At 55.0% G+C, this 21,816-nt stretch carries 18 protein-coding genes and 1 other annotated feature; of the genes, 7 read left to right on the forward strand and 11 right to left on the reverse strand.

Annotation, left to right across the window (positions count from 1 at the left end; all coding sequences use genetic code 11):
- Positions 1–7 precede the first annotated feature (7 nt).
- A complete protein-coding gene (locus ACL2XP_RS07485) occupies positions 8–1,126 on the forward strand; it encodes a glycosyltransferase family 4 protein (RefSeq protein ID WP_413738032.1) in 1,119 nt (372 codons plus the stop codon).
- Positions 1,127–1,202: 76 nt separating this feature from the next.
- Positions 1,203–2,624 (forward strand): mannose-1-phosphate guanylyltransferase/mannose-6-phosphate isomerase, encoded by a 1,422-nt coding sequence (locus ACL2XP_RS07490; RefSeq protein WP_413738033.1) that lies wholly within the window; start codon positions 1,203–1,205, stop codon positions 2,622–2,624.
- 96 nt (positions 2,625–2,720) lie between these two features.
- Here the strand turns inward: ACL2XP_RS07490 and gndA are convergent, their stop codons facing one another.
- Both gndA and cpsG read right to left on the reverse strand, forming a co-directional pair.
- Positions 2,721–4,127 (reverse strand): NADP-dependent phosphogluconate dehydrogenase, encoded by a 1,407-nt coding sequence (gndA, locus tag ACL2XP_RS07495; RefSeq protein ID WP_413738034.1) that lies wholly within the window; start codon positions 4,125–4,127, stop codon positions 2,721–2,723.
- Between the two features lie 331 nt (positions 4,128–4,458).
- Positions 4,459–5,829 carry a phosphomannomutase CpsG gene (cpsG, locus tag ACL2XP_RS07500; RefSeq protein ID WP_413738035.1) on the reverse strand — a complete coding sequence of 457 codons (1,371 nt, stop codon included), beginning with the start codon at positions 5,827–5,829 and terminating at the stop codon, positions 4,459–4,461.
- 560 nt (positions 5,830–6,389) lie between these two features.
- On the opposite strand from cpsG, the gene ACL2XP_RS07505 reads away from it, so the two are divergent.
- The 3 genes from ACL2XP_RS07505 to ACL2XP_RS07515 all read left to right on the forward strand — a co-directional run bounded on the left by ACL2XP_RS07505 (position 6,390) and on the right by ACL2XP_RS07515 (position 9,537).
- Entirely contained in the window at positions 6,390–7,031 is a 642-nt protein-coding gene (locus ACL2XP_RS07505) for a hypothetical protein (RefSeq protein ID WP_413738036.1), read from the forward strand.
- Positions 7,032–7,088: 57 nt separating this feature from the next.
- On the forward strand, positions 7,089–8,219 hold the full coding sequence (locus ACL2XP_RS07510) for a hypothetical protein (protein ID WP_413738038.1): 1,131 nt from the start codon (positions 7,089–7,091) through the stop codon (positions 8,217–8,219).
- Positions 8,220–8,469: 250 nt separating this feature from the next.
- Complete coding sequence (locus ACL2XP_RS07515) at positions 8,470–9,537, forward strand: hypothetical protein (protein WP_413738039.1); 1,068 nt, start codon at positions 8,470–8,472, stop codon at positions 9,535–9,537.
- A gap of 186 nt (positions 9,538–9,723) precedes the next feature.
- On the opposite strand, the gene hisIE is transcribed toward ACL2XP_RS07515, so the two are convergent.
- From hisIE to hisG, 8 genes are read right to left on the reverse strand one after another with little or no spacing between them, the layout of a single operon-like run.
- Positions 9,724–10,335: a bifunctional phosphoribosyl-AMP cyclohydrolase/phosphoribosyl-ATP diphosphatase HisIE gene (gene hisIE / locus ACL2XP_RS07520; RefSeq protein WP_413738041.1), complete on the reverse strand. Its 612-nt coding sequence runs from the start codon at positions 10,333–10,335 to the stop codon at positions 9,724–9,726.
- Positions 10,329–11,105 (reverse strand): imidazole glycerol phosphate synthase subunit HisF, encoded by a 777-nt coding sequence (gene hisF, locus ACL2XP_RS07525; RefSeq protein ID WP_413738043.1) that lies wholly within the window; start codon positions 11,103–11,105, stop codon positions 10,329–10,331. Before hisF ends, hisIE begins: the two co-directional genes overlap by 7 nt.
- Positions 11,087–11,827 carry a 1-(5-phosphoribosyl)-5-[(5-phosphoribosylamino)methylideneamino]imidazole-4-carboxamide isomerase gene (hisA, locus tag ACL2XP_RS07530; protein ID WP_413738045.1) on the reverse strand — a complete coding sequence of 247 codons (741 nt, stop codon included), beginning with the start codon at positions 11,825–11,827 and terminating at the stop codon, positions 11,087–11,089. Before hisA ends, hisF begins: the two co-directional genes overlap by 19 nt.
- 3 nt (positions 11,828–11,830) lie before the next feature.
- Positions 11,831–12,421 carry an imidazole glycerol phosphate synthase subunit HisH gene (hisH, locus tag ACL2XP_RS07535; RefSeq protein WP_413738046.1) on the reverse strand — a complete coding sequence of 197 codons (591 nt, stop codon included), beginning with the start codon at positions 12,419–12,421 and terminating at the stop codon, positions 11,831–11,833.
- Positions 12,421–13,488, reverse strand: coding sequence for a bifunctional histidinol-phosphatase/imidazoleglycerol-phosphate dehydratase HisB (gene hisB, locus ACL2XP_RS07540; protein ID WP_413738048.1), 1,068 nt, complete (start codon positions 13,486–13,488; stop codon positions 12,421–12,423). Before hisB ends, hisH begins: the two co-directional genes overlap by 1 nt.
- A complete protein-coding gene (gene hisC, locus ACL2XP_RS07545; protein WP_413738050.1) occupies positions 13,485–14,576 on the reverse strand; it encodes a histidinol-phosphate transaminase in 1,092 nt (363 codons plus the stop codon). The genes hisB and hisC overlap by 4 nt, the downstream gene beginning before the upstream one ends.
- Complete coding sequence (gene hisD / locus ACL2XP_RS07550) at positions 14,573–15,937, reverse strand: histidinol dehydrogenase (RefSeq protein ID WP_413738051.1); 1,365 nt, start codon at positions 15,935–15,937, stop codon at positions 14,573–14,575. The genes hisC and hisD overlap by 4 nt, the downstream gene beginning before the upstream one ends.
- Positions 15,938–15,943: 6 nt before the next feature.
- Positions 15,944–16,843: an ATP phosphoribosyltransferase gene (hisG, locus tag ACL2XP_RS07555; protein ID WP_413738052.1), complete on the reverse strand. Its 900-nt coding sequence runs from the start codon at positions 16,841–16,843 to the stop codon at positions 15,944–15,946.
- 38 nt (positions 16,844–16,881) lie between these two features.
- Positions 16,882–17,002 (reverse strand) — a sequence feature (His leader region).
- 310 nt (positions 17,003–17,312) lie between these two features.
- Here hisG and ACL2XP_RS07560 point away from each other — a divergent pair.
- Entirely contained in the window at positions 17,313–18,146 is an 834-nt protein-coding gene (locus ACL2XP_RS07560; RefSeq protein WP_413738053.1) for an SDR family oxidoreductase, read from the forward strand.
- A gap of 113 nt (positions 18,147–18,259) precedes the next feature.
- Positions 18,260–19,708 (forward strand): glutamine synthetase family protein, encoded by a 1,449-nt coding sequence (locus ACL2XP_RS07565; protein WP_413738054.1) that lies wholly within the window; start codon positions 18,260–18,262, stop codon positions 19,706–19,708.
- 67 nt (positions 19,709–19,775) lie between these two features.
- Here ACL2XP_RS07565 and ACL2XP_RS07570 read toward each other — a convergent pair whose 3' ends face one another.
- On the reverse strand, positions 19,776–21,704 hold the full coding sequence (locus tag ACL2XP_RS07570) for a hypothetical protein (protein WP_413738056.1): 1,929 nt from the start codon (positions 21,702–21,704) through the stop codon (positions 19,776–19,778).
- Positions 21,705–21,816: the final 112 nt, after the last annotated feature.

Genomic DNA, 21,816 nt, shown 5'->3' on the forward strand with positions numbered 1-21,816 from the left:
ATTTTACATGCTGAAAGTTCTTCATTTCTATAAAACATATTATCCCGATTCCTTTGGCGGTATTGAGCAAGTCATTTTCCAATTATCCGAGGGCGGCGTTAAACATGGGATTCATTGCGACGTGCTTTCCCTCAGCCCGCGCGGGCATATCGCGAATCGGCCGCTCGGCTCGCATATGACCCACTGCGAGCCGATAACGTTTGAATTAGGTTCCACCCCTTTTTCATTTGCCGCTATTAAACGTTTTAAAGTATTGGCTGAGCAGGCGGATATCATTCATTACCACTTCCCATTTCCCTTTATGGATATGGTGCATTTTCTCAGTGGTACCCGCAAACCGACCGTGGTCAGTTATCACTCCGATATTGTTAAGCAAAAAACATTGCTGAAGTTATATACACCATTGATGGAATATTTCCTGGGCAAGGTGGATCATATTATCGCCGCGTCGCCGAATTATGTGTCCACCAGTCCGACGCTGCAGAAGTTTATCGATAAAGTCAGCGTGATCCCTTATGGGCTGGATAAAAAATCGTATCCTGCGGTTTCCGAGGAAAGCATGGCGGCGTGGAAAGCCAAAATCGGCGGTCCCTTTTTCCTGTTTATCGGCGCATTTCGCTATTATAAGGGATTGCATATCCTGATAGAGGCGGCGATGGGCGCGCCTTATCCCATTGTGATTGTGGGCGCCGGGCCGATTGAAGATGAGCTTAAACAGCAGGCGAAAAAGCTGGGATTAACCAATATCCATTTTCTGGGGGCGCTGCCGGATACCGATAAGGTCGTATTGCTGGAACTTTGCTATGGCATTGTTTTCCCTTCCCATTTGCGTTCGGAAGCGTTCGGCATTTCGCTGCTGGAAGGCGCGATGTCGCAAAAGCCGCTGATTTCCAGCGAGATTGGCACCGGCACGACTTTTATCAACATTCATAATGAAACCGGCCTGGTGGTTCCTCCTTCCGATGCGTCGGCGCTGCGTGCGGCGATGGATAAATTATGGCGTGAACCGGAACTGGCCAAACAATTCGGCATCAACGCCAGCGCGCGTTTTGATTCGATGTTTACGTCAGAGCAAATGGTTGAAAAATACAGCAAGATTTATAAAAAACTGCTTTCCGGGGCATAGTCCCGGGTAGAGTTCCGGGTATCGTCCCGCTATTTAGACCCGTTAACCATCATAGCTACGGCTATCAAGGAATAACATGTTGCTTCCTATCATTATGGCCGGCGGCATCGGCAGCCGGTTATGGCCAATGTCGCGCGAGCTTTATCCCAAGCAATTTCTGGTATTGCACGGCAAGCAGTCGATGCTGCAAGAAACCCTGACCCGCCTTGAGGGCCTGGATACCCGCGCGCCGCTGGTGATTTGTAATGAAGAGCACCGTTTCCTGGTGGCTGAGCAATTGCGGCAAATTCATCAACTGGCCGGTAATATCATCCTGGAACCGGTAGGGCGCAATACCGCGCCGGCCATTGCGCTGGCCGCGCTGAGCGCGGTGGCCGCGGGCGACGATCCCGTCTTGCTGGTGCTGGCGGCGGATCATGTTTTCGACGATCCTAGCGCTTTCCACCAGGCGGTCAACCGCGCGCTGCCTTATGCGGAGCTTGGCAAGCTGGTGACGTTTGGTATCGTTCCCGCCGGCCCGGAAACCGGCTATGGTTATATCCAGCGCGGCGATCAGGTCGCGGATGCGGATGGCGAGATTTTCGCCGTGCACCGTTTTGTGGAAAAACCGGATCTTGCGACCGCCGAGGGGTACATCGCCAGCGGGGAGTATTATTGGAATAGCGGGATGTTTATGTTTCGCGCCAAGCAGTATCTGGCCGAACTGGCTAAATTCCGTCCTGATATCCTGGCGGCCTGCGAGCAAGCCATGCATGCCCACCAGCCCGATGCCGGGCAGGATTTTATCCGGGTGGAAAAAGAAGCCTTTTTCGCCTGCCCCGACGAGTCGGTTGATTACGCGGTGATGGAAAAAACCGCCGAGGCCATCGTGGTTCCTTTGGATGCAGGCTGGAGCGATGTGGGTTCCTGGTCCGCGTTATGGGACGTCAGCGAGAAAGACAGCCGCCATAATGCGCTGACCGGCGATATCTTTTTACACGACACGTCGAATTGCTATATCAATACCGATGAAAAACTGGTGGCCGCGGTGGGCGTTGATAATCTGGTGATTGTCAACACCAAGGACGCCGTGCTGATCGTCAATAAATCCCAGGTCCAGGACGTTAAAAAGGTGGTCGAATACCTTAAGCTGCATGAGCGCAGGGAGTACCGCCGCCACCGCGAGTCTTATCGTCCCTGGGGCCGCAGCGATGTGGTGGTGAATGAAACCCGTTATAACGTTAACCGTATTACGGTAAAACCGGGCGGCATGTTTTCTTTGCAGATGCATCATCACCGCACCGAGCATTGGGTGATCCTCTCCGGTACCGCCAAGGTGACCGTGGAAGATAAATGTTTTTTAATCACCGAGAATCAATCCACCTTTATTCCGGTGGGATCGGTGCATATGCTGGAAAATCCGGGCAAGATTACGTTGGAGCTGCTGGAAATCCAGTCCGGGTCGTATCTGGGCGAGGATGATATCGTGCGCATCAAGGATCATTACGGACGGGTATAATATAAAACTGCGCCGCCAAGTGAAAAACGCAGATTTGCGTGAGTCATTTAGCGGCGCAAGTCGATTAAGCCTGGTTAACTGCCATAGCGGCGAAGCTTACTCCAGCCATTCGGTATGGAATACGCCTTCCTTGTCGGTGCGTTTATAGGTATGCGCCCCGAAATAGTCGCGCTGCGCCTGGATCAGGTTGGCCGGCAGCACCGCTGAACGATAGCTGTCGTAGTAGTTGATCGCGGCGGAGAACGTCGGCGTAGGAATACCGCTTTGCACCGCATAAGACACCACATCACGTAACGCCTGCTGGTATTTATCGGCGATATCCTTGAAATAAGGCGCCAAAAGCAGGTTGGCAATGCCGGCATTCTCAGCATAGGCATCAGTGATTTTCTGCAGGAACTGGGCGCGGATGATGCAACCGGCGCGGAAAATCTTCGCGATATCGCCGTAGTGCAGATCCCAATTATTTTCATCCGAGGCCGCCTTTAACTGGGAAAAGCCTTGGGCATAAGAAACGATCTTGCCGAGGTACAGGGCACGGCGCACCTTTTCGATAAATTCCGCTTTGTCGCCGCTGAAGGCCTTATCGGCAGGACCGGTCAATACCTTGGACGCCGCGACGCGCTGATCTTTCAGCGAGGAAATATAGCGGGCGAAGACGGATTCGGTGATAAGCGTCAGCGGTTCACCGAGATCCAGCGAGCTTTGGCTCGTCCATTTACCGGTACCCTTGTTTGCCGCCTCATCTAAAATCACATCAACCAGATAGTTGCCTTCAGGATCTTTTTTGGTAAAAATATCCTTGGTGATATCAATCAAGTAGCTGTTCAGCTCGCCTTTATTCCACTCACTAAATGTTTTAGCCAGTTCTTCGTTATTTAAATGCAGCGCATTCTTCAGCAGCGAATAGGCTTCGGCGATTAATTGCATGTCGCCGTATTCAATGCCGTTATGGACCATTTTAACATAGTGGCCGGCGCCGTCGGCGCCAATATAGGTCACGCAGGCTTCGCCATCGGCCTTCGCCGCGATTTGCTCAAGGATCGGGGCGACCAGTTCGTAGGCTTCCCGCTGGCCGCCAGGCATGATGGAGGGGCCTTTCAGCGCGCCTTCTTCGCCGCCGGATACGCCGGTGCCGATAAAGTTAAAACCTTGATCCGACAGCTCGCGGTTACGGCGGATGGTGTCTTTGTAGTAGGTATTGCCGCCATCAATCAGGATATCCCCTTTGTCGAGGTGCGGCGTCAGGGATTCAATGGTTTTATCCGTAGCCGTGCCGGCTTTGACCATCAGCAGGATTCGGCGCGGTTTTTCCAGCGAATCCACGAACTCTTCGATGGTGTGGTAGGGGACCAGCTTTTTACCCGGATTTTCAGCAATGACTTCATCGGTTTTGTCGCCGGAGCGGTTGAAAATGGAAACGGTGTAGCCGCGACTCTCAATGTTAAGCGCCAAATTACGGCCCATGACCGCCATACCGACCACGCCGATCTGTTGTTTGGACATTACTAACTCCTGTCTGAGTGTGGACTCCCGCCGCCTGATGATCAGGCAGCAGGTTTTTTTAATGTGACGTACATGTTAACTCAGGATCACTATAGGGGTGAAGTGATTGGAATAATAGGTTGTTAACAGTACCTGATTATTTTCTGAGCTTATACACAAGGCAGCGGACAGCGCGCGATGGTTCGCCGCGCTTTGGTACCACTTATGCTAGCATCACCGGGGCCGGTTTTCTCGCAGAATATGGGTTGATAAGTGCTAAGTATCCACCGCCCCGTTTGATAGGGGAGAGCCGCCGGCCAGCGGCGGCTCGATATGGCGCGCAGGGGATGGTTTATGATTGCTGCAGCATCGCCATTATTTCATCGGTCTTGGCTTGCATCAGGGCAATATCGCCCCTGGATTCAACATTTAGGCGAACCACGGGTTCCGTATTCGAGGAACGCAGATTAAAACGCCACTGGCCGAATTCCATACTGATGCCGTCGGTATGGTCGACGCTTTTCGCCTGGGCGAGATAATGATCCGTTACTTTACCGATAGTGACCGCCGGTTGTTCCAGCTTGATATTTATCTCGCCGGATGAAGGGTAGGCGGCAATACGCTCTTTGACCAGTTGGCCGAGGGACTGGCCCTTGATGCTAATCAATTGCGCCACCAGCAGCCATGGGATCATGCCGCTGTCGCAATAGGCAAAATCACGGAAATAGTGATGGGCGCTCATTTCGCCGCCATAAATTGCATCTTCGGCCCGCATACGCTCTTTGATAAAGGCATGGCCTGTTTTTGACATAATAGGCGTGCCGCCCGCCTTGCTAACCAAATCAATCGTATTCCAGCTTAAACGCGGGTCATGAATAATCTTGGCCCCGGGCTGTAGTTGCAGGAAGGCCTCGGCCAGCAGGCCGACGATATAATAACCTTCTATGAACCGGCCGTTTTCATCAAACAGGAAGCACCGGTCGAAATCACCGTCAAAAGCAATCCCCATATCGGCGCCATGCTCGCGGACGGCATTGGCGGTATCGGCCCTGCATTCCGGTAATAACGGGTTAGGGATGCCATTGGGAAAATTGCCGTCCGGCTGGTGATGGACCTTGATAAACTCAATCGGCACACCCTGTTTCACCATGATGTCTTCAATGGCGTCGATGACGTGCCCGGCAGCGCCATTGCCGGAGTTGACCACCAATTTCAGCGGGGCGATGCGGGTCATATCAATATAGGTCAGGATATGCTTTACGTAATCATCCAATACGCTTTTGCGGGTATAGGTACCGCGCTGCGATACTGGCGCCGCAAAGGCGTTATTTTCTGCCAGGCGCTGAATTTCATGCAATCCGGTGTCGCCGCTGATGGGGCGGGAACCTTCGCGTACCAATTTCATCCCATTATAATTGATAGGATTATGGCTGGCGGTAACTTCAATGCCCCCATCGGTTTGCAGAAAAGAGGTGGCGAAATAAATTTCTTCGGTACCCGTCATGCCCAGATCGATGATATCGGTGCCGGCATCCTGCAAGCCCTTCGCCAAGGCCAATTTCAGGGCTTCGCTGGTAAGGCGTACATCGCTGCCCAGCGTAAGCGTCTTGGGCTTAAGGTATTCGCCATAAGCGCGACCGATTCGATACGCAATATCCTCGTTTAATTCTTCACCCAATTTGCCGCGGATATCATATGCTTTAAAACAGGTTAACTTTGTCATCTCAAGTTCCATCACTCTTATTGTTACCTTGCAATAATCTGCTTTTTTTCATCCCAAAAATATCAATCATCGGCAGACGCTTTATACGAGTACAGTGCGTATGAGCGGATGCTCACGCCTGCCTGTTTCCTTCGCCAAAAGAGCACTTTTCATTAACGTATTCCATACAGAACATCAACCAGCCAGATCTGCAATTACACTGCCATTATTTCCGTTTTTTGCGGCATCAATCGCTTCGCGACGACTTTATCGGGGCGAGGCGGCACGGAGATAATTAACATAACGCCATGATGTAATGCTAACACCGCGGGTAAAAATTTTCTTCCGGAAAATGCGCCAAAGCCTCAAGTAAATGCGCCCGTTTACCGCAGTAAAAGCCTAGCGGCGAAAGGAACGGAGTAATGTACTTGTAGAGCGCTTGCATGCCGTTTTTCCGCCCAACGGAATCAAGATCTTATTAGCCAATAATATCCATCTGATGGTTTGAGATAGGAATGGCATATGCGTAAACTGGAACCGCTAACTCACGAAGCCATTAGCGGTAGAGCAAGGAGCAAGGAATGCCGAATATGCGTTTAAACTGTTTGTATGCCGAACACGATAATATTAAGTTTGAAAAATTCACGAACCCTTATGAGCGATTATCGCCTGCGCTGACATTAGCAAAAGATATTTCAAGTGTGGCCAACAGTGCCGAATCGTTGCCGGAAGCCGACGCAACGGTATGCTGCGGCATATATGCATTTAAAGGATTGTTCTATCGTTCCTCGGCCCGGGCCGAGATCCCGCAGGCTTGCGGTAAGGCGAATTTGACCGGAAATGACAAGCCGCAGCGGCTTCCCCCGTTGCAGGATAAAACGGCGCAAGAAGAGACAGGATCGACTAAATGTATGCCGAACCTAATGCTAGAGGCTAAAATATCGCTGGAAGGCTTGAAAACGGTTCCCTATGCGCAACAGCAAAGCATTGCGGCGGAAATTAAAACCAACGTTGACAGTTTTCCAATTAATGAAAAATATAATTTTTTCCTTTATATGGCGGATCATATTGAATTCGGAAACTATTCGTGTCCGATTATTCACGACTTAATTGGCATCATCGAGCGGTTGATTGAGGATTTTGATCGGGATATTCAACTGCAAGCCAGGCAGTTGATGCGCTCGGTAATGAACGGTTTAGGATTTGAGCATATTATCGTGTAACAATGACTGGGTTTTATCCGCATTTTTCGTTCATTCTTGAAAACCATGGAGGACCTGATGCTGCGTTTTTTATGCTGCTATCCTGCCGATTTAGCTCTGCGACCCGATATGCCCATGCTGTCGCTGACCGCTCGTGACACGGAGGATGGGGGCGCTAAAGTGAATGCCGTGTCGAATACTCCTCTCTTGCCGGTAAACCTACCCGATAAAAGGATATCCCCACCCAGCAATCCCCAACCCTGCAATAGGGCGCCGCACGCTAAAAAAGCGATTTTTGACCTGCCGGTGCGGCCGCCATCCCCGCGGTTGCATAAGCCGCAGATCAATCGCAGCAACAGTTTCAACGCGCCGCTTCCGCCGCCGCGCGCCGGGGTGCAACGGCGCGTGAGCATGCCCCCCAAGGCACGTGCGGAGGCGGCTACGGCCGGCGCCGGGCAGGCTGCGCCGGGCAGGGGGTATCTAAGTTTTGCGTTGCTGGTCCATAACCTGGGGCGCGACTGCTCGGTAACCCGGATCTTGTCGTTATTAGGCAGTACGGAGCATCCCGGGGACATCGTGCGCTATGAGCCGCTTGAGCAATTGCTTATCCTGAAAAAAATCATGAAAAAGCCGCGCTGGGTCGAGCGGGAAGCCATACCTTATATCTACCATCGCTGCAAAAACATTATCCAGCAATGGCCCGACGCGCCGGTGGCGCTGCCGGTGAACCGTTCGGGCCAGGTGCCGGCGCATTTGCAGGAACTGGCGCCGGAGATTCCAGGAAGTAAAGTCCCCGGCGGGACCATGCAGTTAAAAGGACAGGGCTGGCTGTTGCTTAGCCAGAGAATACTACTTGAAATGCCCGCGGAGCGGATTTATTTGGTGTATAAAGATTTACTCACCAACAGCGTTTCATTGTGGCCGCACTATCAATGGGGTATTTGCCACGCCATGCTACAGCGTTTCAATCGCATCGCTGATGCCCGCAAGGCGCAAGTTTATGATTTATTGCTGCAACGTATCCGTGGTTTTAGTGTTTATCAACAATTTGCTTTGCTGGCGGCGCTGGCGGAAAATATTGTCCATTTGGCTGCCACCAGCCAAGCGATACATAAACGGGCGATCGCTCTGATAATGGAGGAACCGTTTTTTTCAGAGAGTGAAAAAAAATGTATCAATGATATTCTAGCCGGTATCGCGCTCGTTTAACTTAGATTGATTACTCATAGTTGCCATATACGTACCTATTTCACTATTATTACTTTCTGTGCTTAATATGTATTAATGACATTATTATTTATTTTAAACTTTTATAAAACGCTCGCGTGGGCTTGACGGGCGAGCATGTGTTCGGCATAATTTTTTTAATTAATGGAACCGCTAAGAGTATATGATTTCCAAGAAATAATATACGTTGTTCATTAATGGAATATTTTTATTTTGTAATAAGGAGTTTAAAATGTTCAATGGAATTAATAAGTCGATTGCCCCTGTCCCATCCGCAGCCATGCGCGGGGATTCCGATGCCAACCGTACATCGCTGGAGGTCATAAAAACGTCGCTGAAAACGGTATGCTCCCATGATAAGCCCTTACCCGCGTCGCTGCTCGACAATATCGACCGCCATCAGGGGGATGTCGCCCAAAGCTACCATTCCATCAAAGATTATTTGACCGATGTTAATAACGGCCGGGCCGTAGAACTCGATCATCCCGGACAAGGCCCAGGGGCGATCCAGGCATTCGCCAGCAGCGTCAAAGCCCGCTGCGAGCAAATCCATATCAATAGCCAGGGGGCTTCTCGGCACGCGCCAGGGCAGGACATGCAGCCCGAAGCCGTTGTCCCGCCGGCCGCCGGCCAAGGGTCGGATGCGGCGGCCGAACCTGCGGGCGACACGCCGCAGGCCGCGCCTGGCGTTGGGGCGGACGGTGCGGTGCCGGAGCACGAAAGACGTGCCGTTGATGAGTGTTTGGACCAGGCGATTATACAGCTGAACGCGCAAAACGACGAGCTGCTGTCTGAGTTCGAACTGGAGCTTAATCGCGTGATGGATCAGATAATTAATGATTTGGCCCAGGCCCGGTCGGAGGCCGCTTCGGAGCAGGATGTCGGCGAACTTCAAGAGCAGAGCGGTGTTCAGCCGGACGCCGTCAAGATACACTTGAAACAGCTTCAGGATAAAGGTGGCCATGAGTTGCAAAGAGTGCGTTCGCAGTTCGAGGACGAGCTGAAGCGCCTGAAGGACCGGACCGGCATTGACAGCCACTCAGTTGAGCGTGAATCCAAGCGCATTGTGGAGCAGGCCAGCGGTGCGTTGAAAACCGTATATTCTCAAAGCGAAACGGAGTTCAAACGTGCCCGCGATCTCTGTCAGTCAAAGATTTCCGATCTCAAAGACAAGATCACAAAAGACAAACTGAACCGGGAAGCCAAACGCATAGAAGAACAGGCCAAGCGGGAAGCCAAACGCCTGGAAGAACAGGTGAAGTCGCTAGGAAAGAAAGTTAAACATAAATTCAGGTTTTAACGATTACAACTGGGCCGCGAATCCGGCGGGCCGGAAGCGATAAACGTTAGCCATTTTTGCAGCACGAGCAATCCGGCACGCCAATTTAGCGGGCCAGGTGCAATAATCGGTAGCCCTTCTGGTACAAGCAACCTGGTCCGCCAATCCAGCGGGCCAGGCGCGGTAGAGTAACTACCGCTTACGGCGCTACTGATGGCGCTCGCGCAGCCGGCCGATCACCTTGCCCAGATCCAAATCCTGATCCTGCAGCAGCACCAGCAGATGATAAACCAAATCCGCCGCTTCGTTGGTGAGCTCCTCCCGGTCGTGCACCGTGGCCGCCAGGGCGGTCTCCACGCCTTCTTCCCCCACTTTTTGGGCGATGCGCTTGGTGCCGCTGGCATAGAGGCGCGCGGTATAGGAGCTTTCAGGATCGGCGGTTTTGCGTTCCGCCAGCAGGGTCTCCAGATTATGCAGGAACCCCCAGTCGGTGGCGGCCGGATAAAAACAGCTGCTGGTGCCGGTATGGCAAGTCGGTCCGTCGGGATTGGCCAGGATCAATAGCGTATCGTTATCGCAATCGGGGTGAATGCTCACCACGCGCAGGAAATTGCCTGAGCTTTCGCCTTTGGTCCACAGTCGCTGTTTGGTGCGTGAAAAAAAGGTGACGTTGCCGGTCTCTTCGGTAACCTGCAGGGACTGGCGGTTCATATAGCCCATCATCAGCACTTCGCCGGAGACGGCATGCTGGATAATGGCGGGCAGCATGTCCTGGGTTTTAGTCCAATCCAGCTGGCTGCGCTGTTGTTCGGTCAACATAATCTTATTTCCACTCCCTGTTGTGCGAGAAAGTTTTTTAGCTCGCCAATATTAATAATCTGTTTGTGAAACACCGAGGCCGCCAATGCGCCGTCCACGTCGGCATCGCGAAACGCCTCCAGAAAATGCTCCGGCGTGCCGGCGCCGCCGGAGGCGATCAGCGGCACATGGCAGAGGTCGCGTATTAGCTTGAGCTGGCGGAGATCGTAGCCGTTGCGCACGCCATCCTGGTTCATCATATTCAGTACAATTTCCCCCGCGCCGCGTTTTTGCGCCTCCGCTACCCAGTCGGGGGTTTCCCATTGGGTTACGCGGGTACGCGTTTCGTCGCCGGTATATTGATTAACCTGATACTTGCCGCTGTCGGCGTCGTACCAGGTGTCAACGCCCACCACGATGCACTGTACGCCAAAACGATCCGCCAGGCGGCTAATCAGCGTCGGGTCCGCCAGCGCCGGCGAGTTGATGGAAATCTTGTCCGCGCCGAACGACAATATCTTGGCGGCCTGCTCCAGGGTTTTGATACCGCCCGCCACGCAAAAAGGGATATCGATCGCTTCGGCGACGCGCTCAACCCAGCTCCGATCCACCACCCGGCCGTCCGAAGAGGCGGTGATATCGTAAAACACCAGTTCGTCCGCGCCTTCCTCGGCGTAGCGCCGCGCCAGCGGCACGATATCGCCGATAATTTCATGGTTGCGGAACTGCACCCCTTTCACCACCTGTCCGTCCCGGACATCCAGGCAGGGAATTATACGTTTTGCCAGCATGCGATAGCCTCCTCGACGGTGAATTTTTCTTCCAGCAGGGCGCGGCCGACGATCACGCCCTGTACGCCGCTGGTGCGCAATTGCGCGATATCGTCAAGATTGCCGATGCCGCCGGAAGCCTGGAAGGCGATCGCCGGAAAGGCGCCGCAGATATCCCGGTATAACGCCACGTTAGCGCCTTTGAGCGTGCCGTCGCGGGAAATGTCGGTACATAACACATGCCTGAGACCGAAGGGCTGGTATTGGCCGATAACCTGTTCCAGGGTAATGCCGGAGTTTTCCTGCCAGCCGCTGACCGCCACTTCACGTTGTCCCCGATCGCCGATGCGCACATCCAGCGCCAGCACCAGGGCGTCGGGACCGAAACGTTCGAACCAGCGCTGAACTTCCTGCGGTTGCCTGACGGCGGTGGAGCCCACCACCACGCGGGTGGCGCCCGCCTCCAGCAGCGCCGCCACATCCTGGGCGTCGCGAATGCCGCCGCCAATCTGCACCGGCGCCGGGGACACGCCCGCGAGCAGTTTTTTCAGCAAGGGTATCTGGCGCGCCGCCGGGTCCTTCGCCCCGGTCAGATCCACCAGATGCAATAACTGGGCGCCCTGACGTACATACTCTTGCAACCGGGGCAGGGGATCGCTGCCGTACTGGCGGCTCTGGTCGTAATCACCTTGATGCAGGCGCACCACCACCCCATCGATTAAATCCAAAGCGGGAATGATCACCGGTTACATCTCCAGAAAGTTTTTCAGCAGTTGGGCGCCAGCGGCGCCGGAGCGTTCAGGATGAAACTGTACGCCGAAAAAATTATCTTGTTCCACCGCCGCGGTGAAGGGCTCGCCATAATGGGTTTGCGCAATGGTGGCGGCGCACAGTGGCATGGCATAGCCGTGGACGAAATAGAAATAGCTGCCGTCGGCGATGCCGCGAAACAACCGGTTGTTATTATGCGGATGCACTTGGTTCCAGCCCATATGGGGCAGCGGCAAACCAAAATCGGTCATCTTGGTTACCGGCGTATCGATGATACCCAGCGTAGCGGTGCCGCCGTTTTCGTCGCTGCCGCTGCCCAGCAGCTGCATGCCCAGGCAGATACCCAATACCGGCTGGGTGCAGGCTTTGACCAGGTCGATCAGATCCCGCTCGCGCAATTGATCCATGGCCGCCCGCGCGGTGCCGACGCCCGGCAGGAACAGTTTATCCGCGTGCAGCACGATATCGGTTTCGCGGCTCACCACCGGCTGGTAGCCGAGACGGCGCACCGCGGCGGTGACGGAGAACAGGTTGGCACAGCCGGTATCCAGGATCACGACCTTCATTACAGCACTCCTTTCGAACTGGGCAGGGTATTGCCTTCCACGCGAATGGCCTGGCGCAGGGTGCGTCCGAATACCTTGAACAGGCTTTCGACCCGGTGATGGTCGTTTTTGCCCTTGGTTTTCAGGTGCAGGGTGCAGGCCATGGCATACGAGAGGGAGCGGAAAAAATGCTCGACCATTTCGGTGCTCAAATCGCCCACGCGCTGGTAATTATAATCCGCTTTGTATTCCAGGTGCGGCCGGCCGGAAATATCCAGCGCGCAGCGCGCCAGGCATTCGTCCATCGGCAGCATATAGCCGAAACGGCCGATGCCGCGTTTATCCCCCAAGGCCTGGTTAATCGCCTCGCCCAGCGCCAGGGCGGTGTCTTCCACCGTATGGTGATCGTCGATATACAGATCGCCCTTGACCTCGATATTCATGCGAAAACCGCCGTGGGTGGCGATCTGATCGAGCATATGGTCAAAAAAGCCGACGCCGGTATTAATCTTGCTGCCCCCTTCGCGATCGAGCCAGACGTCGACGTCGATGGCGGTTTCGCGGGTGACGCGGTTAACGTGGGCATGGCGATCGCGGCGGGTCAGCAGGTCGGAAATCGCCTGCCAATTCAGGGTCTCGGCCTGGTAGCGCAGTCCGTTGATACCCATATTATGCGCCAATTGGATATCGGTCTCCCGATCGCCGATAACATAGCTATTGGCGGCATCCATCAGACCGCCGTCCAGATAGCGTTGCACCAGGCCGAGCGCGGGCTTGCGGCAGTCGCAACCCGCGGCGGGCAGGTGGGGGCAGATCAGCACCTGCTCGAAGACGATGCCCTGCGAGCTGAAAATTTGCATCATCAGATTATGGGGCGCGTCGAAATCCGCCTGCGGAAAACTGTCGGTGCCCAAGCCGTCCTGGTTGGTGATCATAATCAGGGTAAAACCGGCCTTTTGCAGCGCCAGCAGCGCGGGGATAACGTTTGGCTCCAACGCCAGCTTGTCCAGCCGGTCCACCTGGAAATCGTCCGGCGGTTCGCTGATTAGCGTACCGTCGCGATCGATAAATAGCAGTTTCTGGTTCACATGGCCTCCTTGCGGGTGGAATCAGCGGCGACAGGGAGCGCGCGCAGGGCGGATACGACCCGTTCGCACTCTGTACGGGTACCGATGGTGATGCGCAGGCAATCGGCCAGGCCCGGCTGGGCGCTTTGATTGCGCAGGATAATACCCTGGTCCCACAATGCCTTGAACGCCTGGCTGTCCGGATCGAAACGCGCCAGCAGATAATTACTTTCGCTGGGGTAGACTTCCAGCACGCAGGGGCATTCCCGCAGCGCCTGCGCCAGCCAGCGGCGGGTGGCGGTAATGCCGGCCACCCGTTCGCGCATCGCCGCCACGCCGTCGGCGCCGAGCGCCTGTCCGGCGATATCCGCCACCGGCTGCGACAGGGGATAGGGCGCAATGACCTTTAATAACAGCTGTATCACCTCGGCGTTCGCCAGGGTGAACCCGCAACGCAGTCCCGCCAGGGCGAAGGCTTTGGACAGGGTGCGCAGGATAACCAGGTGCGGATAGTCGGCCAGCCAGCCGGCCAGGGTCGCCTGGGGGCAGAACTCGATATAAGCCTCGTCGGCCACCACCAGGGCGCGGCCCTGGGTCAGGTCGAGCAGGCGTTTGAGATCGTCGGGACGGATAATATTACCGGTGGGGTTGTTGGGGCTGCAAACATAAACCAGCTTGACCCCCGCCAACTGCCCCTCGATGGCCGCTAAATCCAGCTGCCAGTCGGGCAGCGCCGGCACCATGCGCCTGGCCACGCCGAAGGTTTCGGCGCTGACGCTGTACATGCCGTAGGTCGGCGGGCAAAACAGGATGGCATCGCGCCCGGGCTCGCAAAATGCGCGGATCAGCAGTTCGATGGCTTCATCGGCGCCGCGGCATACCAGCACCTGATCCGCCGGCAGGCCGGCATACGCGGCATAATTATTGATGACTTCCTCCGGCTGGCAGGAGGGGTAGCGATTGAGATTGGCGGGGCGCAGCCGGTAGGCGGTGGGCAGCGGATATTCATTGGCGTTAAGCCAGACATCCCCGTTGCCGCCGAGACGGCGTGCCGATTGGTAAGGTTCCAGCGCCAGCACATTGGCGCGCGCCAGTTGGCTAATGGTCATTGTTGCTCCCTCCGGGCGGTAACCGGCGCATTAGCCGATGAGCGATCGGTTGCGCCGGCGGACAAGGCGGCCACGCGCAGCGTCACGGCGTTTTTGTGGGCGGTAAGCTGTTCCGCCCGGGCCAGGATTTCAATGGTGGGCGCCAGGTCCAGCAGCCCCTGCGGCGTCAGGTGCTGTACCGTCATCCGTTTTTGAAAATCCGCCAGCCCCAGGCTGGAATAGGTGTTGGTATAACCATAGGTGGGCAGGACATGGTTGGTGCCGGAGGCGTAATCGCCCGCCGATTCCGGCGACCAGTCCCCGAGAAATACCGAACCGGCATTGGTAATGGCCGCCACCAGGCTTTCGGCGTCCCGGGTCTGGATAATCAGATGTTCCGGGCCGTAGCGGTTGCTGATGGTGATGCACTGCGCCAGATCGCGGGTAATAATCAACCGGCTGCCGGCCAGGGCCTGGCGGGCGATATCCGCCCGGGACAGCATTGCGAGCTGGGCTTCGGTTTCCCGCGCCACCGCGTCGGCAATGGCCGCGTCGGGGGTCAGCAGGATCACCTGCGAGTCCGGACCGTGCTCCGCCTGGGATAACAGGTCGGCGGCGATAAACGCCGGGGTGGCGTCGCTATCGGCAATCACCAGCACTTCAGAGGGCCCGGCGGGCATATCGATGGCGGCGCCGCCCGCCCGCTGGCTGATCTGGCGTTTGGCTTCGGTGACCCAGGCATTGCCGGGTCCGAAGATTTTATCCACCTTGGTTATGGACTCCGTGCCGAATCCCATGGCGGCAATGGCCTGCGCGCCGCCGACCTGATAGATATCCTTGACGCCGCACAGGGTGGCGGCATACAAAATTTCGTCGGCGATGGGCGGCGGCGAGCAGAGGATGACCCGCCGGCAGCCGGCGATGCGGGCCGGCGTGGCCAGCATCAGCACCGTTGAGGGCAATGGGGCCGAACCGCCGGGAATATACAGGCCCACGGAGGCCACCGGACGGGTTAACTGGCGGCAGCGGACGCCGGGCTGGGTTTCCACGTCCACCGCCGGCAATTGCTGGGCGCGGTGAAAGCAGTCGATATTCGCCACCGCTACCGCCATGGCGCGCTTCACGTCCGGCGCCAGGCGGTCTGCCGCCTGCCGGATCGCCTGCTCGCTCACCCGGAGCTGGTCGGTGGCCGTCCGGTCGAATTGCAGATTAAATTCTTTGACGGCCCGATCGCCGCCCCGCAAGACGCTGTCGAGAATACCGCTTACCGTACTGCTAATCCGGTCCGAGGCGGCTACCGCCGGCCGGGCCAGCAGTTCGGCCTGTTGCGCCGGGGAGCAATCGTCCCAGCGCACGGGGGTCGAAAAAGGGGAGGAGGTCATCGCCGCTTACTCCATCATTTTTTCAATCGGCAGCACCAGTATCGAGCTGGCGCCGAGGGCTTTGAGATTTTCCATGGTTTCCCAGAACAGGGTCTCGCTGCTCACCATATGCATGGCGACGCGATGTTTGTCGCCGGCCAGGGGTAAGATAGTCGGACGCTCGGCTCCCGGCAGCAGGGCGATAATCTCGTCCAGGCGCTCGGCGGGCGCATGCAGCATGATATATTTTGATTCGCGCGCCTGGATTACGCCCTGGATGCGCAACATCAGTTTATCCACCAGCGCCTGTTTGGCCGGCGGCAACTCCACATTGCTTTGAATCAGGCAGGCTTTGGAGCGATAGATAACCTCAACTTCACGCAGCCCGTTGGCTTCAAGCGTCGCGCCGGTGGAGACCAAATCGCAAATGGCATCCGCCAGCCCGGCGCGGGGTGCGACTTCAACTGATCCATTGAGCAGACAGGATTTAAAATTAACGCCGAGTTTGTCGAGGTATTGCTTAAGCAAATGCGGATAGGACGTGGCGATACGCTTACCGTGCAGGCATTGCGGGCCGGTGAAAGGTTCGTCCAGCGGCAGCGCCAGCGACAGGCGGCAACCGCCAAAATCCAGGCGGCGCAAAATAGAGTAGTGAGGGTCTTCGCCTTGGGCGCGGCGGTTAAGCAGTTCCTCTTCCAGCACGTTTTCGCCGATGATGCCCAGATCGACCACGCCGTCCATCACCAGGCCCGGTATATCGTCGTCGCGCACGCGCATGATATCGATGGGCATATTTTCCGCAAAGGCCAGCAGGCGCTGCTGCTGCAAGTTGATTTTGATGCCGCAGTGCTCAAGCAATTGTTGGGATTCCTTGCTCAGCCTGCCTGATTTTTGCATCGCTATCCGTAACCGTGATTTGTCCAACATAATGTCCTCTGCCCTAAAAAATGTGATTTATTTTGCCCATAAAAAAACCCTCGGAAGTTATCTTCCGAGGGCTCTCTCTTACATTCTGCGCCACTGGAAGATATTATGTCTTCCAGCACCAATCGCCTGAAAGACTAGTCAGGATGATGGTGATGATGGTGGTTAAACAGAACGTTATTCATTATGGTTTCCGTAGCGCCGCATAGTTATGGTAGCCATGCCGTGCAAATAGTATTGATACGATAAGTCATCTGCGTATTTAAGCTAACGATCTTTAGTCGGAAGTGCAAGTAAGAAGTGCGAAACAAGTGCAACTTTTTTTGCCGGCATACCGGTTTTTGCCGTCACGAACATTTATTTTGGGTGAATCGAGCATTTGTGGGCGCCAAAGCGTAAATTAGCATGGGTAATCGGCATCGCCGTATGAGCGTCAGTGCCTGAAGCGTCAGTATCTAGAGAGTGGGGAAAAATGAAAAAAATTGCCATCGTCGGTTTAGGCTGGCTGGGAATGCCGCTGGCGCTCTCGCTGCTTGCCCGGGGTTACCGGGTCACCGGCACCAAGACCACCCCCGACGGCGTGGAAGCGGCCCGCATGTGCGGCGTGGAATGCTATCCGCTATTGCTGACGCCGGAAATCAACGCCGAACAGGACGATCTGGCGGCGCTGTTCCAGGTTGACGCGCTGGTGGTTACCCTGCCGGCCGGGCGCACCACGGAACGCGCCGATCAATACTGCCTGGCGGTGCAGCAGGTGGTGGACAGCGCCCTGGCCTTTGGCGTGCCGCGTATTATCTTCACCAGCTCCACCTCGGTCTACGGCGAGGCGCGGGGCACCCTGCGCGAAGATAGCCCGCTGGCGCCGGTGACGCCGTCGGCGATTTCCCTGGTGGAGCTGGAGCGCTGGTTGCACCGGTTGCCCAATACGTCGGTGGATATCCTGCGGCTGGCCGGGCTGGTGGGACCAAGCCGCCATCCCGGGCGGTTTCTGGCCGGTAAAACCGGGCTGGCGGGAGGTTCCCACGGCGTGAACCTGGTGCATCAATCTGATGTAATTGCGGCCATCGAGCAATTGCTTAAGCTGCCCAAGGGCGGGCATATTTATAATATATGCGCGCCGCGCCATCCGGCAAAACGCGACTATTACCCGGATCGGGCGCGTGAACTGGATCTGGCGCCGCCGGAGTATTTGGCCGCCGATGAGCGCGACACCGGCAAGATTATCGACGGCAGCCGGATTTGCCGTGAATTGGGGTTTGAATATTTATATCCCGATCCGGCGCTAATGCCGATGAGGTTGTCGTAGTAAATTTGCCAAGGAACGGGGTAACCGCTATGTTTTTAAAGCAGGCGTAATTTCGCGCAGGCCGGTTTGCTGTCCGCCAATGTATGAAGACAGGATGCTTGAGCGGGTAATCTATGCAAAATCTCGTAGCAGTCGACACATTCTCGGCGCCGGACGCGACTGCGCCGCTGCGCCAGGGCAGGCCGGTAAGTGAGCATCGAACCAGCGCGTTCCAGCGTGAGATAGCTTCTTACCTGGAACGCCACCCCCAGACCCAGTACGTCGATATTCTCCTCACCGATCTTAACGGTTGTTTTCGCGGTAAACGCATCCCCATTGCCGGCCTGTTTACTCTTGAAGCCGGATGTTATTTCCCCGCTTCGATATTTGCCATCAACCTCTACGGCCACACCGTGGAAGCGGCCGGCCTCGGCCAGGAAAAAGGCGAGCCGGATCTGATGTGCGTGCCGGTGACCGGTAGCCTTATCCCGTCCGCCGCCGATCCTGACACGACCGCCCAGTTATTGCTGACCATGCGTGATGAAGACGGCGCCGCTTTTGACGTGGAGCCGCGCAATGTGCTGGACCGGGTGTTGCAGGCCGTGCGCCGGCGCGGCATTTCGCCGGTGGCGGCGGTAGAACTGGAATTTTACCTGGTGGATAAACGACGCGGCGCGGGCGGTTTATTGCAGCCGCCGTGTGCGCCGCATACCGGCGAGCGCCATACGCGCTGCCAGGTGTATTCCCTGGATAATCTGGATATTTTCGCCGATGTGCTCAAGGAAATCGACCGGCTGGCCCAGCTGCAAAAACTGGCCGCCACCGGCGCGGTGGCGGAGTCGGCGCCGGGCCAGTTCGAGATCAATCTGAACCATTGCGACGATCCGCTGAAAGCCTGCGATCGCGCCTTGCAATTGAAACGGCTGGTACGGCTGGCGGCGGAAAAAAGCGGCATGGATGCCACGTTTATGGCCAAACCGTATGCGGCTTTTGCGGGCAGCGGCATGCATATTCATCTTAGCCTGCTTGACCGCCTGGGCAATAATGCCTTGTCAAACCAGGACGGCGGCAATTCCGATCTGATGCGCCGCGTGCTGGCCGGAATGCTGGATTTAATGCCGGCGTCCATGGCGCTGCTGGCCCCCAATGTCAACGCCTTCCGGCGTTTCCAGCCGGGTATGTATGTGCCCACCCAGGCCACCTGGGGGATAAATAACCGCACGGCGGCGCTGCGCATTCCCTGTAGCGACCGGCAAAATCATCGGGTGGAATACCGGGTGGCGGGTGCGGACGCCAATCCGTATTTGGCGTTGGCCGCGGCGCTGGCCGGCGTGGTACACGGGCTTGATAACCCGCTGCCGCTGCCGGCGCAGGTCACCGGCAGCGGCGGGATCGGTAAAGGTAAACCGTTGCCGCTGCGTCAAAGCGAAGCGCTGCGAATTTTTCGGGACAACCCGGTCTTACCGTCACTGCTGGGGGAGCGCTTCTGCCAGGTATTCCATACCTGCAAGCAGGCGGAACTGAGCTATTTCGAGCGTTTGGTGACGGAAACCGAAATCGACTGGATGTTGAAAAACGCCTAATTGATACGGTGAGCAGATGTTCCGACACTATGCCGGCAATAGAAAAGGCCCTGTGGGCCTTTATCTGTCACTCAAAACGGTACTCTATCTTTTTGAAAGAGAGTCCCAATCTCCTGCCATCTATGCTGGCGCCCATTTCCTTCGGACTCTTCAGCGCGTCGAATGCAAAGCCGAGGGTGATCTTTCCCTTGCCGTGCCCGGCGTTATGTATGATGAAATCAATATTATGCTCGCCTGCGGGTAAATCCAGATCCTGGATCTTGTCACCGTTGTAATAAATAGCGCCTTTAATCGGCTGATAACTCGACGCCGCTATTAAAAACCTACCCTGGCTCCACGGGGACGCCTGATGCACTTTTATTTCCGTCGACAGGCCTTCTGTCCATCTAAATCCCGCCTCCGGTTCGCTCCATCCTTTCCAGAAATAATTCTCAGCGCTTTGCCCGAATAAAATTTCCCCGGCAGGAGAAAGCTCCGGTACGGAATAAGCTACGATCGGTCTGTTGTAAACATAAAATAGCATACCGTTAAAGCTAAGTTTTTCATCGGGTTCGCCAAACTGTTTACTTACGCCATTGAGACAAAGCGTGAGGTCTGCGCACTCTTCGCCATCGCTGAGAATGGCGATAAATTGCCTCTTTGCATCGCTATTGGTTTCAGGCGTGTACCAGTAATCAAACGTCTGCGATCGCCCCCCTAATTGCATGTAACCGGTCTTTTTGTCGAAAGCGACCGGGCGTATCAGGGTATTCCATTGCGTGTTCCAGGCCATGGCGAGAGTTTGGCTGCCCCAATAAGGGCCAAAACCATCATGAAGATTATTTTTCTCCAGGAACGTGCGCAATTCAACCAGTGGACGATCCGAATCACGTGGCGGGACATTCCAATGGGAATAGAGGCCGGACAAAAACAATATTGCTAAATACAGCATTATCGATTCCCGTTTGCTTTGCAGGGCGCTGGCAAACAGGGCGATAATGGCAAGATACACAATATTGACAAAAAAACGGGCGCTATAGGCCGCACCTGGCGTGCTACTTAAAATAAACGCGGATGTGATGCCGGCTAGCGAAAAGAAAATAATAAAATCTACGTCATCCCGTTTATTGAGTTTTGCCATAGAAAACAGGTAAAGCACAATCACGATAACAGATGAAGCGATATTTACGCTGTTGTTTTGCACAAAAAATAAATTGAGATTTCCGCCAAGGCCAACCAAAAACCAGTAGCCATTAGCGAGCATTTGCTGCGGCGAACCCAAGGAAAAATGCGCAACCGGCAGGTGCAAAACCCGTTCGATAAGGTGGGTGAAGAGAATAATCCCGGTTATAAACAATGGCAAAAGAGCTTTTTTAGACTGCGTTTTGGCCACTAATGTTTTATAGAGGCTAACCAGCAGTAATGGTAGATAATATGCCGCCTGGAACCAGGGATCGGAAACGGATGCGACAAGGATAAGCGCGCAAATTCCTATCTCATAAAAAAAGTTAGCGTTTTTCGGTTTGACCATATAAAGATAAATACACAATAATCCGTAGACATTGGTCAGGTTATGGGAAAACGGATGAGAGATGTAGCCGACGGTATAAGCAAACTGGGACAAGCCGCAGAAAAATGGGATCAACAAAAAAGAATATTGACTGCGGGTTTTTCTAAAACAAATCATGGCGGCGATAAGCGCGCCTAAAAATACTTGTGCAATCTCGATAAACTGGATGACCCGTGGGGAAGACGAGCCCGTCAGTTTAAACAGTAGAAAGTGAATCGGATAAGTGGAAAAGTACCAATTATCAGGCGTAGGCCGCCACTGGGACAATACCGATAAGCCATGTTTCTGGACTTCGTGCCACACAATGGCCGAATTTGCCACATCATTGTCGGCGCTAAAATTGAAAGTAACAAAATAATAACTTAATATAATACCAAGTACTATAGATATACCTAAAATTATATTTTGTCGTGCCATATCTTTTCCATGATATTCAGTAAGTTGCATTTTTTTCTCTATTACCAGTAATTAATTTTTAACATGCTGCTTGAGCGATGCTTTGTCTCAAGAGATCTCACCAATGTACGTCCAAACTCTCAGCGCTGACCATTATACTACT

It is taken from the genome of Sodalis sp. RH21, assembly GCF_047324175.1.
Classification (GTDB): Bacteria; Pseudomonadota; Gammaproteobacteria; order Enterobacterales; family Enterobacteriaceae; genus Acerihabitans.

Excerpts from the sequence above, each read along its gene's own strand:
- ACL2XP_RS07565 (WP_413738054.1), top strand. The coding sequence starts at position 18,260 with ATGCAAAATCTCGTAGCAGTCGACACATTCTCGGCGCCGGACGCGACT.
- gndA (WP_413738034.1), bottom strand. The coding sequence starts at position 4,127 with ATGTCCAAACAACAGATCGGCGTGGTCGGTATGGCGGTCATGGGCCGT.
- ACL2XP_RS07485 (WP_413738032.1), top strand. The coding sequence starts at position 8 with ATGCTGAAAGTTCTTCATTTCTATAAAACATATTATCCCGATTCCTTT.
- hisG (WP_413738052.1), bottom strand. The coding sequence starts at position 16,843 with ATGTTGGACAAATCACGGTTACGGATAGCGATGCAAAAATCAGGCAGG.
- hisD (WP_413738051.1), bottom strand. The coding sequence starts at position 15,937 with ATGACCTCCTCCCCTTTTTCGACCCCCGTGCGCTGGGACGATTGCTCC.
- ACL2XP_RS07505 (WP_413738036.1), top strand. The coding sequence starts at position 6,390 with ATGCCGAATATGCGTTTAAACTGTTTGTATGCCGAACACGATAATATT.
- ACL2XP_RS07570 (WP_413738056.1), bottom strand. The coding sequence starts at position 21,704 with ATGCAACTTACTGAATATCATGGAAAAGATATGGCACGACAAAATATA.
- ACL2XP_RS07490 (WP_413738033.1), top strand. The coding sequence starts at position 1,203 with ATGTTGCTTCCTATCATTATGGCCGGCGGCATCGGCAGCCGGTTATGG.
- hisC (WP_413738050.1), bottom strand. The coding sequence starts at position 14,576 with ATGACCATTAGCCAACTGGCGCGCGCCAATGTGCTGGCGCTGGAACCT.
- hisH (WP_413738046.1), bottom strand. The coding sequence starts at position 12,421 with ATGAAGGTCGTGATCCTGGATACCGGCTGTGCCAACCTGTTCTCCGTC.
- hisIE (WP_413738041.1), bottom strand. The coding sequence starts at position 10,335 with ATGTTGACCGAACAACAGCGCAGCCAGCTGGATTGGACTAAAACCCAG.
- hisF (WP_413738043.1), bottom strand. The coding sequence starts at position 11,105 with ATGCTGGCAAAACGTATAATTCCCTGCCTGGATGTCCGGGACGGACAG.
- ACL2XP_RS07560 (WP_413738053.1), top strand. The coding sequence starts at position 17,313 with ATGAAAAAAATTGCCATCGTCGGTTTAGGCTGGCTGGGAATGCCGCTG.
- ACL2XP_RS07510 (WP_413738038.1), top strand. The coding sequence starts at position 7,089 with ATGCTGCGTTTTTTATGCTGCTATCCTGCCGATTTAGCTCTGCGACCC.
- ACL2XP_RS07515 (WP_413738039.1), top strand. The coding sequence starts at position 8,470 with ATGTTCAATGGAATTAATAAGTCGATTGCCCCTGTCCCATCCGCAGCC.
- cpsG (WP_413738035.1), bottom strand. The coding sequence starts at position 5,829 with ATGACAAAGTTAACCTGTTTTAAAGCATATGATATCCGCGGCAAATTG.